This window comes from Nostoc sp., assembly GCF_036917315.1.
Lineage (GTDB): Bacteria > Cyanobacteriota > Cyanobacteriia > Cyanobacteriales > Nostocaceae > Nostoc.
Genome location: NZ_JBALDR010000020.1, coordinates 1 through 18,062, shown reverse-complemented (window position 1 = coordinate 18,062; position 18,062 = coordinate 1). Strand labels below are relative to the sequence as shown.

Sequence of the window (18,062 nt, the reverse complement as noted above, 5' to 3'; positions counted from 1 at the left end):
GATCATGAGTAGCTTCGATACATTTAGTCATCTTGAGGAAATAGCCATTATCGGTATGGCTGGTCGTTTTCCAGGCGCAAAAAATATTGACCAATTTTGGCAAAATTTGCGAGATGGAGTCGAATCAATTTCTTCTTTCACCGATGAGGAATTAATATCTTCGGGGATAGAATCGGCAGTATTTAGTGATTCTAATTATGTGAAAGCAGGAGGAATTTTAGAAGATGTAGAGTTGTTTGATGCTTCTTTTTTTGGTTTCTCGCCTAGAGAAGCTGAAATGATGGACCCACAACATCGAGTTTTTCTAGAACAGGCATGGGAAGTTCTGGAAAGTGTTGGTTATAATTCTGAAACTTATGCAGGCCGAATTGGTGTTTACGCAGGTTTAGACTTTAATAACTACTTTTTATTCAATCTTTATCAAAATCAGAAATTTTTAAATTCAGAAAGCAGTTTCCGAATGGAAATTGGAAATGATAAAGATTTTTTATCTACCCTTGTTTCTTACAAATTAAACCTGAAAGGACCAAGTGTTACTGTCCAAACTGCCTGCTCTACTTCCTTAGTTGCTGTTCACTTTGCCTGCCAAAGTTTGCTGAATGGCGAAAGTGATATGACTTTGGCTGGTGGTGTTTCGATCAATGTGCCTCAGAAATCTGGCTATCGCTATGAAACCGGAGGAATTTTTTCTCCTGATGGTTACTGTCGTGCTTTTGATGCGAAGGCGCAGGGAACGGTGGCTGGCAATGGTGTAGGCATTGTAGTTTTGAAACGATTAGAGGATGCGATCGCAGATGGAGATTGCATTCATGCGGTGATTAAAAGTTCCGCGATCAATAATGATGGTGCTTTAAAAATTGGATACACAGCACCCAGTGTAGAAGGTCAAGCACAAGCGATCGCAGAAGCGCAAGCGTTGGCTGGGGTTGAGCCTGAGACAATTAGCTATATCGAAACTCATGGAACCGGAACGCCTTTAGGAGACCCGATTGAAATCACAGCTTTGCAAAAGGTTTTTGCTTCCAGTACACAAAAAAGAAACTTTTGTGCTATCGGCTCAGTGAAAACAAATTTTGGACATTTGGGTGCAGCAGCAGGGGTGACAGGCTTAATCAAAACAGTCCTCGCCCTCAAACATCAATTGCTTCCCCCCAGCTTGCATTTTGAGAAGCCCAACCCGGAAATTGATTTTGGGAATAGCCCCTTTTATGTGAATGCCCAGCTATCCGCATGGAATCACGGCAAAATTCCACGCCGGGCTGGGGTTAGTTCTTTTGGTATTGGAGGAACTAACGCCCACGTAATTCTTGAGGAAGCCCCAACTGTCGAGGCTTCTAAACCTGGGCGGGCACAGAAATTGTTAGTACTTTCCGCCAAGACGAGTTCAGCACTGGAAACTGCTACTGCTAATCTAGTTGATTACCTCAAACAGCATCCCAATCTCAATTTAGCTGATGTTGCTTATACCCTACAAGTTGGTCGCAGGTCTTTCAACCATCGCCGGATGCTGGTTTGCCAGACAGTTGATGATGCAGTCAAGGCACTGGAAACGCCAAAATCACAACAAGTTTTCACCCACTTCCAAGAACCTTGCCATCGATCGCTCGTGTTTATGTTTCCTGGGCAGGGTGTGCAGTACGCGAACATGGGCTGGGAACTTTACCAGACTGAGCCGATATTTCGTCACTATGTCGATCGCTGTTGTGAACTGCTTAAACCACACTTAGGATTAGATATCCACACTATCCTCTACCCCAGCGCGGAACAGGCTCAAGCAGCTGCACAGCAACTAAAACAGACTGAAATTACCCAACCAGCGTTGTTTGTGATTGAGTACGCTCTAGCTCAGTTGTGGATGGCATGGGGGATACGTCCTCAAGCAACGATCGGTCATAGTATCGGGGAGTATGTCGCTGCCTGCCTTGCTGGTGTTTTCTCTTTAGAAACAGCGTTAGCACTGGTAGCAATCCGAGGGCGATTGATGCAGCAACTTCCAGTTGGTGCGATGCTGGCTGTGTCGCTGTCAAAATCAGAAGTTCAATCTCTATTAAAAGGGAACAGAGAACAGGGAACGGGGAACGGGGTAGGAGGAAAAGAGGTATTTCTGCCATTTATAGAGAAGGCGAAAACAAAACTTCCTGGGGCGCTCCTGGAGGATAGCCTCTCTTTGGCTGCCAGCAATAGTCCGTCTTCCTGTGTAGTTTCAGGAACTATTGAGGCAATTGATACATTACAAGCTCAACTCACTGAACAAGGTATCAACTGTCGCCGTCTGCATACCTCCCATGCTTTTCATTCATCAATGATGGACTCAATTTTGGAGTCATATACACAAGAAGTCAGCAAAGTCAACCGGAATTATCCGCAGATTCCTTTTATCTCTAATGTAACTGGCAATTGGATTACCGCAGAGCAGGCAACGAATCCCAGTTATTGGGCACAGCAACTACGTCAAACTGTGCTATTTGGCGAGGGAGTACAGAAGTTGCTGCAAGAGCCTAATTGTATTTTGTTGGAGGTGGGTCCTGGGCGGACGTTAAGTACATTAGCCAAGCAGCACAAGCAGGATGAGCTAGTTGCTTTGGCTTCGATGCGTCATCCGCAGGATTCTCAGTCGGACATGGCGTTTTTACTAAAGACCTTAGGGCGACTCTGGCTGTTTGGTGTTCCAGTAGATTGGTCTAGTTTTTATGCCCAAGAGCGACGTTATCGACTGCCGTTACCAACGTATCCATTCGAGCGTCAGCGTTACTGGGTTGAACCCCCAGTGAAAACAGGTGATACCAGTTATCGTCAAATGAAACTAGGCAAAAAGTCAAATTTGGCAGATTGGTTTTATATTCCTTCTTGGAAAAGATCTATGCTGGTTGAATCCTTTAAAGAGGGAGAATTAGCAGAGCAGCGATCGCGCTGGTTGGTATTTGCCGATACCTGTGGAGTGGGTTCACAAGTTGCGAAACAACTCGAACAAGAGAATCAGGATGTCATCACCGTCATTGTAGGAGAGAAGTTTACTAAACTCAGTGAAAGTGTATATACAATAAATCCTCAGCAACAGGGAGATTACGAACTTTTACTTACAGCACTTCGTAGAGAGAATCAATTACCACAAAGGATCGCTCATTTTTGGAGTATAACACCGAACACTCAAACCCAATCAGGGATTGAGTTTTTCCAGCAGTGTCAGAATCTAGGCTTTTACAGTTTGCTCTTTTTGGTACAGGCTTTTGGACGACAGGCTCATCAAGATGCTCTAGCGATCGCAGTAGTTACCAATAATGTGCATGAGGTCACTGGCGAGGAAAGTTTATGCCCTGAGAAAGTGACTGTGTTAGGGGCGTGTAAGGTAATTCCCCAAGAGTCTCCCCATATCACTTGTCGGAGCATCGATATTGTGACTCCCAAATTAGGAAGTTTTCAGGGGAACCAACTGATAAACCAACTCTTGGGTGAACTGCGAATTATGCAACCATCTGATTTGGTGGTTAGCTATCGGGGCAATTATCGATGGGTACAAACTTTTGAAGCAGTCCACCTAGATAAAACTCTCACAGCCAACAAGCAACTGAGAGAGGGGGGTGTCTACTTAATTACAGGTGGACTTGGAGGTATTGGTTTGCTAGTTGCAAAATACTTGGCTCAGACACCACGAGCAAAACTAGTTCTCATCGGACGTTCCGGTTTGCCGAAAAAACAGGAGTGGGAACAATGGCTGACAAGCCATAGTGTCCAAAATGACATCAGCGACAGAATCCAAAAAGTGCAGGCATTGGAAGCATTAGGTGCAGAAGTTTTAGTCATTGAAGCCGATGTAGCTAATGAGACTCAAATGCAAGCAGCAATAACTCAAGCATCTGCGTGCTTCGGTCAAATTCATGGTTTAGTCCACGCAGCCGGACTGACGTTATCGGGGACAATTCAAGGCATCAGTCGAGCCGAATGCGAACAGCAATTTCGACCGACAGTACAAGGAATATTTGTATTAGAAAAGATTTTACAAGGAAAACAGCTTGATTTTTGCCTATTGACATCCTCTTTAGCCTCTATTTTGGGCAAATTAGGCATGGCTGCTTATCCGGCAACGCACCATTTCACTGATGCCTTTACTTACAAACATAATCAGACAAACTCTATCCCCTGGATTGCTGTCAACTGGGATAATTGGCTGACATCGGCAGCAGATGAATTAAGTATAAAACCAGAAGCTTCCGAATTGGTGATCACACCTGATGAAGGATTGGAAGTCTTTCAACGGGTTCTATCTCTGAGGGGAGTTCCTCAGATAATTATCTCAACGGGAAACCTGCAAGCTAGAATCGACCAGTGGCTTAAAGGGGCATCTTTACAAAATCAAGAATCTTCAAAGCCGGAAACTGTTAACTCACTTCATTCCAGACCTAACTTACAAAACACTTATGTTGCTCCCAGAAATGAGGTTGAACAAACCATTGCTAAAATCTGGCAGCAATTGTTGGGTATCGAATTTGTGGGTATTTATGATAACTTTTTCGAGTTGGGCGGGGATTCGGTAATCGGTATTCAACTCATTGCTCGCTTAAATCAAGCAGGTTTAGAACTAACCCCAAAGCAGTTGTTTGAACACCAAACAATTGCTAAGTTAGCACAGGTGGTAGACACAATTTTGCGATCGCCGCTGATTAATAACTGCCAATCTCCTGACACGGATGGCTACACCCCTTCCGACTTCTCACTTGTACAACTTAGTCAGGATGAACTTGAGAAAGCATTTGGAAGTATTGAGTTTGAGGAGGAATAAGCAAGATGAACTCTAAAAATATTGAGGCTGCCTATCCTCTCTCTCCTATGCAGGAAGGTATGCTTTTCCATACCATTTATGCTCCAGAGTCTCGGATGTATTTCCAGCAGTTGAGATACACCCTCTATGGAAATCTCAACGTTTTAGCTTTCCAGAAGGCTTGGCAACAGGTAATAGATCGGCATCCGGTCTGCCGAACCGCCTTTGTGTGGGAAAATATCGAGCAGCCACTTCAGATAGTCGTTAGGCGTGTCAAACTCCCTTGGGAGCAGCACGACTGGCGGGGGTTGTCCCCAGTAGAGCAGCAAGAGCAACTGGAGGCTTTTCTTCAAGCAGATTGGCAGCGAGGCTTTAAGCTCTCGAAGGCACCGCTGATGCGCTTAATTCTGATCCAAGTGGATGAGAACGTTTACCAATTTATTTGGAGTTATCACCACTTGCTACTCGATGGGTGGTCTGTATCCTTGGTACTTAAGGAAGTTTTTGACTTTTACGAGGCATTTTGTCTCGGTCAAAACCTACACTTAGAACCCAGACGTCCTTACCAGGACTATATCGCTTGGTTGCAACAGCAGGACTTGGTTCAAGCAAAGGCATATTGGCAGCAAGTGTTGAGTGGGATACACACACCAACTTCCTTGCAAGTGGATAGAGTATTGGCAAGTTCCACCAGTGAAGAGGAAAGCTATGCTGGGCAGCAGCGGCATTTATCAGTGACAGCAACGGCCGCTCTACAATCTTTTGCTCGACAGCATCAACTAACTCTAAATACCCTGATACAAGGCGCTTGGGCTTTACTTCTGTCACACTACAGCGGTCAGGAAGATGTAGTCTTTGGCACTACCGTCTTTGGTCGTCCACCGACCTTAACAGGAGTCGAGTCGATGGTGGGGCTATTTATCAATACTCTGCCAATGCGGGTACAGGTATCGTCTCAGGCTTCCTTAGTGGAATGGCTCAAGCAGCTACAAGCCCAATTATGGGAGATGCGCTCCTATGAGTACAGTCCCCTGGCGCAGGTGCAGGGGTGGAGCGAGATTCCTCGCGGCTTGTCCCTGTTTGAGAGTATTGTGGTGTTTGAGAACTACCCAACTGATACTTCCTTGCATGAGCAAAACAGAAGCTTAAATATCTGTCAAGAAGGTTGTTTTGAGCGGGCAAACTATCCCTTGACCATAGCAGCAATGCCTAGTGAGGAGTTATTGCTGTACCTGAGCTACGATTGTCGCCGCTTTGATGCAGCAACTATCAATAGGATGTTGGGGCATTTGGAAACCTTGCTAGAAGGGATGGTTGCGAATCAAGAGCAAAGGTTGGCAGACCTGCCAATGTTAACCGAGCCAGAGCGGCATCAGTTACTCCAAGAGTGGAACGATACGCAAACAGATTACCCACAGCAACAGTGTATCCATGAGTTATTTGAAGCACAGGTAGAACGTACACCAGATGCTGTAGCAGTAGTGTTTGCAGATAAAAGCCTCACCTATTGTGAGTTAAACCGCCGTGCCAACAAAATCGCACATCATTTGCGTGGTTTGGGAGTCAGCGCAGATACTTTGGTGGGATTGTACCTAGAGCGTTGTGTAGAAATGGTCGTAGGACTGTTAGCGATTCTCAAAGCAGGCGGGGCTTACCTACCAATAGATACAGCCTACCCTGCCGAGCGTATAGCATTAATGCTAGAAGATGCTCAAGTACCTATTTTGTTGACCCAAAAACACTTACTAGAGCAATTACCACCCCACACAGCCCAAGTGATTTGTCTGGACACAGACTCGCAAGCATTAGCCCAACAAAGCCAGGAAAATCTCCCCACTTTTATCAATCCTGAGAACTTAGCTTACGTGATTTACACCTCCGGTTCTACAGGAAAACCCAAGGGGGTAGCTGTTCCCCATCGGGCTGTGAATCGGCTAGTGTTTAACACCAACTACATTCAATTTCAGCCTGATGACCGAGTTGCCCAAGTCTCAAATGTTGCTTTCGACGCAGCCACCTTTGAAATTTGGGGAGCACTGCTTCATGGAGGGCAGCTCATTGGTATTGACAAAGATATCTGCCTGTCTGCTGAAGAATTTGCTGCCTATATCCAACAGCAGCAGATTACTACGTTGTTTTTAACCACAGCCTTATTTAATCAATTCGCAACTGTTGTGCCAGCTGCCTTTAAAAATCTGCGACAGCTTTTATTTGGAGGTGAGGCGGCGAATGTCGGCTGTGTCAAAGAAATTCTCACCCAAGGTTCACCCCAACGATTACTACACGTATATGGACCAACCGAGAGTACAACATTCTCTTGCTGGTACTTAGTCGAAGATGTAGCAAAAGCGGCTACTAATCTGCCGATTGGGAAACCGATTTCCAACACGCAAATCTACATTCTTAACCGTCATCTCCAACCAGTTCCAATTGGTGTTGCGGGGGAAGTGTATATCGGTGGTGCTGGTGTGGCGCGAGGTTATCTCAACCGCCCTGATTTAACTACCCTGAAATTTATCCCCAACCCCTTTAGCCAACAACAGGGAGCCAAACTTTACAAAACAGGCGATTTAGCACGCTACTTAAGTGACGGCAATATTGAATTTCTTGGTCGCCTTGACAACCAGGTGAAAATTCGCGGTTTTCGCATCGAGTTAGGGGAAATAGAGGCGGTATTAGCTCAACACCCAGCGGTGCAGGAAGCTGTGGTGACAGCAACAGAAGATATACCTGGCAATCAGCGTTTGCTGGCTTATGTGGTGCTTAAACAGACAGATGCCTGTGCGAATGCTCAACTACAGCAGTTTCTCAAGCAGAAGTTGCCTGAGTATATGCTACCCTCAGCAATCGTGCACTTAGAAGCTTTACCCCTGACAGCCAATGGTAAGGTAGACCGTCGCGCCCTCCCGGCTTTTGAGACTACTAGACCAGATTTGGCAGGGGAGCTAGTCGCGCCGCGAACCCCCATACAGGAGATACTCGTGGGTATCTGGAGTGAGATTTTAGGACTCCAACAGGTTGGCATTGACGATAATTTCTTTGAATTGGGTGGAGATTCTATCCTCAGCATTCAAATTGTGTCACGAGCTAATCAGGCAGGTTTGCAGCTCACACCCAAGCAGTTATTTCAGCACCAAACCATTGCAGAGCTGTCCACTGTAGTGGGCATTCATCCATCAGTAACAGCAAAACAGGGTTTAGTAACTGGTGAAGTACCACTAACACCCATTCAACACTGGTTTTTTGCCCAGAATCAGCCTGAACCTCACCACTTTAACCAGTCTGTGCTGCTGTTGGTACCACCAGATTTGAAGCGATCGCTATTGGCGCAAGTCGTCCAGCAAATACTAGTGCATCACGATGCCTTACGCCTACGGTTTGTATCCACAGATAGTGGTTGGCAGCAGATAAACGCTGACGCTGAGGTGACAGTGCCGTTTGAGGTGGTAGATTTGTCGGGACTAGAGCCACAGGAGCAACAAGCTACCTTAGAGAGCATCGCCGCTAAACAGCAAAGCAGCCTGAACTTGTCAGAAGGACCACTGTTGCGAGTTGTGCTGTTTAAAATGGGTAAGGATCAACCAAGTCGCTTGCTGTTAATTGTACATCACTTAGCAGTGGATGGTGTTTCCTGGCGAATTTTGCTGGAAGACCTAGCTAGTTCCTACCAACAACTAGAGCGAGGCGAAGCCATTCAACTACCATCCAAGACCACGTCCTTTCAAGCATGGGCAAAAAAGCTGTGGGAATACGGGCAATCCGAAGCATTAGCGAGTCAGTGGGAATACTGCTTAACGCAGTTAAATGCAGACATTCCTCCATTGCCAGTGGACTATCCCCCAGACGGGCAAGCCAATACGGTAGCGAGTGAGGCACAGGTATCAGTTTCGCTCTCAGTAGAACAAACCCGTGCTTTGTTGCAGGAAGTACCTTCAGTGTACAATACGCAAATTAATGATGTGCTACTGGCAGCATTGGTGCAAAGCTTTGGGGAATGGGCTGGAGAACGTAAGCATTCGCTTGTCGTCGATCTAGAAGGCCACGGGCGAGAGGAAATATTTGCAGATGTAGATTTGTCGCGTACAGTGGGTTGGTTTACTTCTATGTTTCCGGTGCGGTTGCAGTTGCCAAAGGATAACCATCTAGGGGAACTTTTGAAGTCGGTAAAAGAGCAACTGCGCCGTCTACCACAGCAAGGCATAGGTTATGGTATCCTACGAGACCTTAGTCCAGATGAAGCCCTACGCTTTAAACTCCAGCATCTTCCCCAAGCCGAAGTCAGTTTTAACTATTTAGGACAGTTGGATGGCGTACTATCGGCATTACCACTGTTAGGATTTGCAACAGAGTCCCCTGGTTCACCTGTTAGTTCCTTGGGAGTTCGCAACCATCTCCTGGAAATTAACGCATTTGTAGTCTCTGGCAAGCTGCAATTGGATTGGGCTTACAGTCAAAACATCCATCACCGGGAAACAGTCGAGCGTTTCGCATTTGGATTCATTGATGCTTTGCAATCTCTGATCGACCACTGCCAGTTGCAAGACGCAGGCGGCTATACCCCTTCAGATTTTCCTGAAGCTGAGTTGAGTCAAGAAGAACTAGATCAACTTATGACAACAATAGATTGAAAATTAGGAAAAGCAATGGTAGTCGTTGATAAGAAAAATAAAAGTAAAAACATTGAATCCATCTACGCGCTTTCTCCCATGCAACAGGGTATGTTGTTCCATACCCTTTATGCACCAGATTCGGGCGTGTACTTTGAGCAGTTTAGCTGCACTTTCTATGGGAACTTTAATGTTTCAGCATTTGAGCAGGCTTGGCAAAAAGTACTGGAACGCCACCCAATTTTTCGTACTTTTTTCGTTTGGGAAAACTGTAAAAAGCCGCACCAGGTTGTACGCAAGTGGGTAAATTTGCCTTGGTCAAACTATGACTGGCGATCGCTATCCTCAGTTGAGCAGCAAGAGCGTCTAGAAGCTTTTTTGCAGAGAGAGCGAGAACAAGGCTTTGAACTTGACAAAGCACCACTGATACGCTTTACTCTCATCAAGCTGCGAGAGGACACCCACCAATTTATCTACAGCTTTCATCACCTGCTGATGGATGGTTGGTGCTTGTCGATTATCTGCAAAGAAGTCTTTACTTTCTACGCAGCCTATAACAAAAATCAACATTTATCCTTAGAACGTCCTCGTCCCTACCGCGACTATATCAGTTGGTTACAACAGCAAGACCTTGCCCAAGCAGAAGCCTTCTGGCGGCAAACACTCCAAGGGTTTACTGCCCCTACCTCTTTGGTAGCTAAATTAGTTGCAGGTAAGAATCATCACCAAAAGCCGAGCTATGAGGAACAGCAACGACAATTATCGGCAATGCTGACTTCTGCTCTCCAGTCCTTCACTCGACAGCATCATTTAACACTCAATACTCTAGTACAAGCAGCATGGGCATTGCTATTAGCACACTATAGTGGTGAATCAGATGTCCTCTTCGGGGCTACTGTTTCTGGTCGTCCTGCTGCTTTGAGGGGCGTAGAATCAATGGTGGGACTGTTTATCAACACTCTGCCAGTGCGGGTACAAGTTGCTTTCAACGTTCAACTGTTGTCATGGCTTAAACAATTACAGGCACAGCAGGTAGAGCGAGAACAGTACTCCTACACTCCTTTGATTGACATTCATGGTTGGAGTGAAATCCATCGAGGGACACCTTTGTTTGAAAGCATCGTGGTGTTTGAGAATTATCCCGTCGATACTTCTTTAACTCAACAAATTGAAGGTTTAGACATTGACAATATTCGAGTGTTTGAACAAACGAATTATCCCCTCACCCTAGTTGTTGGACTTGATCGCAAATTAAATTTACAACTTAAATATGATACTAGCAAGTTTGATGCAGCAACTATCAATAGGATGTTGGGGCATTTGGAAACCTTGCTAGAAGGGATGGTTGCGAATCAAGAGCAAAGGTTGGCAGACCTGCCAATGTTAACCGAGCCAGAGCGGCATCAGTTACTCCAAGAGTGGAACGATACGCAAACAGATTACCCACAGCAACAGTGTATCCATGAGTTATTTGAAGCACAGGTAGAACGTACACCAGATGCTGTAGCAGTAGTGTTTGCAGATAAAAGCCTCACCTATTGTGAGTTAAACCGCCGTGCCAACAAAATCGCACATCATTTGCGTGGTTTGGGAGTCAGCGCAGATACTTTGGTGGGATTGTACCTAGAGCGTTGTGTAGAAATGGTCGTAGGACTGTTAGCGATTCTCAAAGCAGGCGGGGCTTACCTACCAATAGATACAGCCTACCCTGCCGAGCGTATAGCATTAATGCTAGAAGATGCTCAAGTACCTATTTTGTTGACCCAAAAACACTTACTAGAGCAATTACCACCCCACACAGCCCAAGTGATTTGTCTGGACACAGACTCGCAAGCATTAGCCCAACAAAGCCAGGAAAATCTCCCCACTTTTATCAATCCTGAGAACTTAGCTTACGTGATTTACACCTCCGGTTCTACAGGAAAACCCAAGGGGGTAGCTGTTCCCCATCGGGCTGTGAATCGGCTAGTGTTTAACACCAACTACATTCAATTTCAGCCTGATGACCGAGTTGCCCAAGTCTCAAATGTTGCTTTCGACGCAGCCACCTTTGAAATTTGGGGAGCACTGCTTCATGGAGGGCAGCTCATTGGTATTGACAAAGATATCTGCCTGTCTGCTGAAGAATTTGCTGCCTATATCCAACAGCAGCAGATTACTACGTTGTTTTTAACCACAGCCTTATTTAATCAATTCGCAACTGTTGTGCCAGCTGCCTTTAAAAATCTGCGACAGCTTTTATTTGGAGGTGAGGCGGCGAATGTCGGCTGTGTCAAAGAAATTCTCACCCAAGGTTCACCCCAACGATTACTACACGTATATGGACCAACCGAGAGTACAACATTCTCTTGCTGGTACTTAGTCGAAGATGTAGCAAAAGCGGCTACTAATCTGCCGATTGGGAAACCGATTTCCAACACGCAAATCTACATTCTTAACCGTCATCTCCAACCAGTTCCAATTGGTGTTGCGGGGGAAGTGTATATCGGTGGTGCTGGTGTGGCGCGAGGTTATCTCAACCGCCCTGATTTAACTACCCTGAAATTTATCCCCAACCCCTTTAGCCAACAACAGGGAGCCAAACTTTACAAAACAGGCGATTTAGCACGCTACTTAAGTGACGGCAATATTGAATTTCTTGGTCGCCTTGACAACCAGGTGAAAATTCGCGGTTTTCGCATCGAGTTAGGGGAAATAGAGGCGGTATTAGCTCAACACCCAGCGGTGCAGGAAGCTGTGGTGACAGCAACAGAAGATATACCTGGCAATCAGCGTTTGCTGGCTTATGTGGTGCTTAAACAGACAGATGCCTGTGCGAATGCTCAACTACAGCAGTTTCTCAAGCAGAAGTTGCCTGAGTATATGCTACCCTCAGCAATCGTGCACTTAGAAGCTTTACCCCTGACAGCCAATGGTAAGGTAGACCGTCGCGCCCTCCCGGCTTTTGAGACTACTAGACCAGATTTGGCAGGGGAGCTAGTCGCGCCGCGAACCCCCATACAGGAGATATTCGTGGGTATCTGGAGTGAGATTTTAGGACTCCAACAGGTTGGCGTTGACGATAATTTCTTTGAATTGGGTGGACATTCGTTGCTGGCAACTCAGCTTTTCTCTCGGTTGCGTAACACCTTTTCTGTGGAATTGCCTTTGCGTAGCTTGTTTGAGGCTCCTACAGTGGCGGGGTTAGCTGAACGTATCGAGACTGCCTGCCGCACACAACTACGTCTACAGGCACCGCCCCTACTGCCCGTCGATCGCGATCAGTACCAGCTATCGTTTGCTCAAGCTAGGTTATGGTTCTTAGAGCAACTGGAACCCGGTAATTTTGCTTACAACATACCAGCAGGCGTGCGCCTTACTGGTTCACTGCATGTGATGGCACTCAGGCAGAGCCTAAACGAAATTGTCCATCGTCACGAAGCGTTATGCACCAGCTTCACAACAGTAAATGGGGAGCCAGTTCAGGTTATCGCCCAAACTTTCGCCTTGACCCTGCCAGTGGTGGACTTACGTGAATTGCCACAAGCCAAGCAACAGGCTGAGGTTGAGCGACTAGCCACAGCAGAAGCCCAGAGGCCTTTTGATTTAGCTCAAGGTCTCTTACTGCGAGCAACACTGCTACAGCTAAACGAGACTGAACATGTACTCCTGCTGACAATGCACCACATTGTCAGTGATGGATGGTCGATGGGCGTCTTCATCCGAGAACTAGCGGCGCTCTACTGTGCCTTCTCCACAGGGAAGCCTTCACCATTGCCTAATTTGCCCATCCAATATGCAGACTTTGCCCACTGGCAACGTCAATGGTTGCAAGGTGAAGTACTGGAAGAACAACTTTCCTACTGGAAGCGACAACTCAACAACGCGCCCCCAGTCTTAGAACTGCCCACCGACCGACCACGACCCCCGATTCAAAGTTACCGAGGCGCGATCGGATCTCTGGTTGTCTCTGAATCCCTAACCCAAAAGCTGAAGCTTCTGAGTCAGTGCAATGGTGTCACCTTATTCATGCTCCTACTGGCGGCATTCCAGACGTTGCTTTACCGCTATACAGAGCAGTCTGACATTTGTATAGGCTCTCTCATTGCCAACCGTAACCGCACCGAAACCGAGGGGTTGATTGGCTTTTTTGTTAACACATTGGTTCTACGCACAGACCTTTCTGGGAATCCGAGTTTCCAAGAGTTGCTGGGGCGAGTGCGCGAAGTGGCTCTGGGTGCCTATGCCCATCAAGACCTACCCTTTGAGCAACTGGTGGAGGCACTAAAACCAGAGCGTTCCTTGAGCCATCAGCCGTTGTTTCAGGTGATGTTTATCCTCCAAAATTCCCCGATGCCAACTTTAGAACTGCCGGGACTAACCCTAAATTCCTTGGAACTCGACATTACCACAGCAAAGTTTGATTTGACTCTGGCGATGGAAGACAGCTCTGAGGGACTAGTGGGATCTTTGGAATACAATACTGACCTGTTCGAGGCCCAAACTATTAGCCGAATGCTAGGACATTTTAAGACTTTGCTTGAAGGTATCGTTGCCGATCCTCAGCAGCGCCTTTCAAACTTGGCATTACTAACACAGCAAGAGCACCAGCAATTACTAGTAGAGTGGAATCACACAGAACTGATTTACCCACGCGATCTATGTATCCATCAGCTATTTGAGGCGCAAGTGGAAAAAACACCGGATGCTGTGGCACTGGTATTTGAGGAACAAATTCTGACTTATAGAGAGTTGAACACAAAAGCCAATCAATTGGCACACTATCTACAAGCATTGGGTATGGAACCGGAAGTGCTGGTAGGCATCTGTGTGGAGCGTTCTGTAGAAATGGTGGTGGGGTTGCTAGGTATTCTCAAGGCGGGTGGTGCTTATGTGCCACTCGATCCTGCCTACCCTCCAGAGCGATTGACTTTGATGCTTGAAGATGCCCGAGTTTCAGTAGTGGTAACGCAGCAAAGTTTACTTCCAAAGTTGACTAAAGATTATACAAATGTGGTGTGTTTGGATAGCGACTGGCAAAGTATTGTTCAGGAAAGCCAAGAAAATGTCCACTGTCAAGTAACATCTGAACACTTGGCATATGTGATTTACACCTCCGGGTCGACTGGCAAGCCAAAAGGCGTGCAAATTGAACACCGAGCTGTCGTCAATTTTTTACATGCTATGAGGCTAAATCCTGGACTGACACAGGAAGATGCTTTGTTGGCAGTGACTACAATTTCTTTTGATATTGCCGGTTTAGAAATCTACTTACCGTTGATAGTCGGTGCGAGAATTGTTCTGAGCAGCCGTGAAGTTGCTATGGATGCAGCGCAGTTGATAAAAGTTTTAAGTGAATCTGGTGCTTCTATAATGCAGGCAACTCCAGCTTCATGGCAACTACTTTTACAAGCTGGATGGCGGGGCAATCCACAACTGAAAATTCTTTGTGGTGGGGAAGCACTCAATACAGAACTCGCCAATCAGTTGCTAGAGATGGTTGACAGCGTTTGGAATATGTATGGTCCGACCGAAACCACTATTTGGTCAGCTTGTTATAAGGTAAAGGCGAGTCAGAGTCAATTACCAATCGGTCGTCCCATTCCTAACACCCAATTTTACATCTTGGATCGGCATTTTCAACCAGTGCCTATCGGTGTACCAGGTGAATTGTATATTGGTGGTGAAGGACTGGCTCGTGGCTATCGCAACTACCCGGACTTGAGCGCTGAGAAATTTATCCCCAACACTTTTAAAGATTTCCCCGGAGCACGTCTGTATAAAACTGGTGATTTGGCTCGTTACCAAAGCGATGGGAACGTAGAGTTCCTGGGGCGCATCGACCACCAAGTCAAGATACGTGGCTTCCGCATCGAGTTGGGAGAAATTGAGACGGTGCTGAACCAACACCCAGGTGTGCAGGAAAGTGTGGTCATAGTTCGGGAGGATGTACCTGGTAACAAGCGCTTGGTTGCTTATGTGGTGCTTAATCAGACAGATACCTGTGCAATCGCTCAACTGCACCAGTTCCTCAAGCAGAAGTTGCCCGACTATATGGTACCCTTAGCCATAGTGGAGTTGGAAGCCCTTCCACTGATGCCTAATGGCAAAGTGAACCGACGTGCCCTGCCACAGTCAGACATAGCTAGACCTGAACTTGAGGAAACCTTCATCGCCCCCCGTGACTTTTTGGAACTGCAACTTGTCCATATTTGGGAAGATGTTTTGGATGTCCGCCCTATTGGTGTCAATGACAACTTTTTCAACCTCGGTGGTCATTCTCTTTTGGCTGTGCGCCTGATGGCTCAGATTCAGTCGCAATTCGGGCAAAATCTGCCCTTGGCTACACTATTTCAAGCTCCGACGATTGAACAGATGGCTACCACTCTCCGCCAGGATGCGGGCTTTTTACATGATTCTCCATTGGTAAAAATTCAGTCTCGTGGTTCCAAGCGGCCGTTCTTTTGTCTGCCTGGTGCTGGTGGCAATGCCATCTACTTACACAATTTGGCACGTTATTTGGGTTCAGAGCGACCTTTTTATAGCCTGCAAGCACGTGGTCTTGATGGAAAGCAGGTACCTCACACTAAAATTGAGGATATAGCGGCTGATTACATCGCCGCCCTACAGACCATTCAGCCTGAAGGTCCGTACTTTTTGGCAGGGCATTGCTTCGGTGGTCGCGTAGCCTTTGAGATGTCCCTTCAGTTACAAAAGCAAGGACAAGAGGTAGCTTTACTCGCCATTTTCGATGCCCTGGCTCCAAATCCGCACAAAAAACCTGTAAAGGTCGAGCGTAATGATGCTAGATTATTAACTGACATTGCAATGGACATAGAAAGCTTTTTTGGAAAGGAACTGTTAGTATCATATGATGCTCTCCAAAAGCTTCAGCCGGAAGAGCAATTAAACTACCTCTTAAAGAAATTGCAAGTAGTTAATATCTTGCCGCCCAGTATTGACCAGCAACAACTGCGGGGTTTGCTGCAAGTTTATAAATCTAACCTTCAAGCTGCAATTGATTATATGCCACAGGACGTGTATCCAAATCGGATTTTCGTCTTCCAGGCAATTGAAAAATACGTAGAAAACAGTGAGGAATTTAGTGATGAACCTATGATGGGTTGGGATAAGTTTTCTTTCCAACTAGTAGAAAGTTACGAGGTCCCAGGCAATCATGCCACGATGTTTGCCGAACCCCATGTCTCGGTTTTGGCAAAACAGTTAAGAGCCTGTCTCGATCGGGTACAGACCGATGATTGAAGGAAATAAGATAACCCAACGTCCCACAACCAGACGTATAGGGATCTTTATCTTCGTCTGGTTGGGGCAACTAGTCTCGCTGATCGGATCGGGTCTTACCAGCTTTGCGTTGGGCGTGTGGGTGTATCAACGCACCGGGTCAGTCACTCAATTTGCCCTGATCTCTTTATGCACAGTTGTACCAATGATTGTGATTTCTCCAATAGCTGGTGCGCTGGTAGACCGTTGGTCTCGGCGCTGGACTATGCTTTTAAGTGATTGCGGTGCGGGTCTGTGTACCCTAGCCCTTGCACTGATGCTTTTCGTCGGTCGACTTGAAGTTTGGCATATATATGTGGTCACTTTCGCCAACTCTATTTGCAGCGCTTTCCAGTTGCCTGCTTATACAGCTGCTACCACACTGCTTGTACCTAAGCAGCATCTCAGCCGGGCTAGCGGGTTAATTCATATGGGACAATCCCTTGCTCAACTCATCTCACCAATGCTGGCAGGTGCGCTGATCGTTACCATTCAGATTCAGGGCGTTATCCTGCTGGACTTTGCCTCCTTTCTTTTCGCCCTGGTTACACTGCTGTTCGTTCGGTTCCCCAAACCTAAACCTGAAACCACATCTGTAAACATTGCAGAGAAAGGTTCGTTGCTGCGCGAGGTAGTCTATGGCTGGACTTACATCACAGCCAGACCTGGGCTTCTATGGCTGTTGATATTCCTAGCTACTACTAACTTCCTTATGGGCAGCGTTGGAGTTCTAGCCACGCCATTGGTGCTGTCCTTTGCCTCGGCTCCTGTCCTTGGCATTGTGATGTCTATCGGAGGCAGTGGTATGGTGTTCGGTAGTCTGGTAATGAGTATCTGGGGGGGATCGCAGCACCTCATCAACAGTGTGTTTGGCTTCATGCTGCTAAACGGACTGTGCCTTTTAGTTGCCGGATTGCGAACCTCCGCTCCTCTGTTTGCTGTCGCTGCCTTCCTCTTCTTCTTCGGTCTACCATTCATCAATGGCTCTACCCAAGTCATCTTTCAGAAAAAAGTCGCCCTCAACGTCCAGGGAAGAGTCTTTGCCTTAATGGGAATGATCGTCGGGTCATCTCTACCACTCGCTTATCTTGTCGCAGGACCATTAGCTGACCGGGTTTTTGAGCCTTTACTGCTTCCCGGTGGAGTCTTAGCCAAAAGCATTGGAAAACTCATCGGTGTTGGACCAGGGCGCGGAATTGGATTAATGTTCATTGTTATGGGAGCGCTTACCATGCTGACAACGGTTGTTGCCTACCAGTATTCCCATATTCGGTTGCTAGAGAAACAACTACCGGATGCGATCGCCAATCCAGCTACTGATACCAATTCCCTTTAGGCATCAATGAATGGCACTAAGAAAAGCCCAAAGGCTTGTGATTTAAGCAGTTTGCAACTGTTTTCGTAATTCATGCCGGGGTTTGGTCATCAAGGGGTAAATT

At 46.6% G+C, this 18,062-nt stretch carries 4 protein-coding genes; all 4 read left to right on the top strand.

Annotated features, from left to right (window positions below):
* Positions 1–4: 4 nt before the first annotated feature.
* From V7K84_RS10805 to V7K84_RS10790, 4 genes are read left to right on the top strand one after another with little or no spacing between them, the layout of a single operon-like run.
* Positions 5–4,777: an SDR family NAD(P)-dependent oxidoreductase gene (locus tag V7K84_RS10805; RefSeq protein ID WP_334837969.1), complete on the top strand. Its 4,773-nt coding sequence runs from the start codon at positions 5–7 to the stop codon at positions 4,775–4,777.
* 5 nt (positions 4,778–4,782) lie between these two features.
* On the top strand, positions 4,783–9,384 hold the full coding sequence (locus V7K84_RS10800) for an amino acid adenylation domain-containing protein (protein ID WP_334837968.1): 4,602 nt from the start codon (positions 4,783–4,785) through the stop codon (positions 9,382–9,384).
* Between the two features lie 15 nt (positions 9,385–9,399).
* Positions 9,400–16,605: an amino acid adenylation domain-containing protein gene (locus tag V7K84_RS10795; RefSeq protein ID WP_334837966.1), complete on the top strand. Its 7,206-nt coding sequence runs from the start codon at positions 9,400–9,402 to the stop codon at positions 16,603–16,605.
* Positions 16,598–17,959, top strand: a complete 1,362-nt coding sequence (locus V7K84_RS10790; RefSeq protein ID WP_334837964.1) for an MFS transporter — start codon at positions 16,598–16,600, stop codon at positions 17,957–17,959. The genes V7K84_RS10795 and V7K84_RS10790 overlap by 8 nt, the downstream gene beginning before the upstream one ends.
* Positions 17,960–18,062: the final 103 nt, after the last annotated feature.

Excerpts from the sequence above, each read along its gene's own strand:
- V7K84_RS10800 (WP_334837968.1), top strand. The coding sequence starts at position 4,783 with ATGAACTCTAAAAATATTGAGGCTGCCTATCCTCTCTCTCCTATGCAG.
- V7K84_RS10790 (WP_334837964.1), top strand. The coding sequence starts at position 16,598 with ATGATTGAAGGAAATAAGATAACCCAACGTCCCACAACCAGACGTATA.
- V7K84_RS10795 (WP_334837966.1), top strand. The coding sequence starts at position 9,400 with ATGGTAGTCGTTGATAAGAAAAATAAAAGTAAAAACATTGAATCCATC.
- V7K84_RS10805 (WP_334837969.1), top strand. The coding sequence starts at position 5 with ATGAGTAGCTTCGATACATTTAGTCATCTTGAGGAAATAGCCATTATC.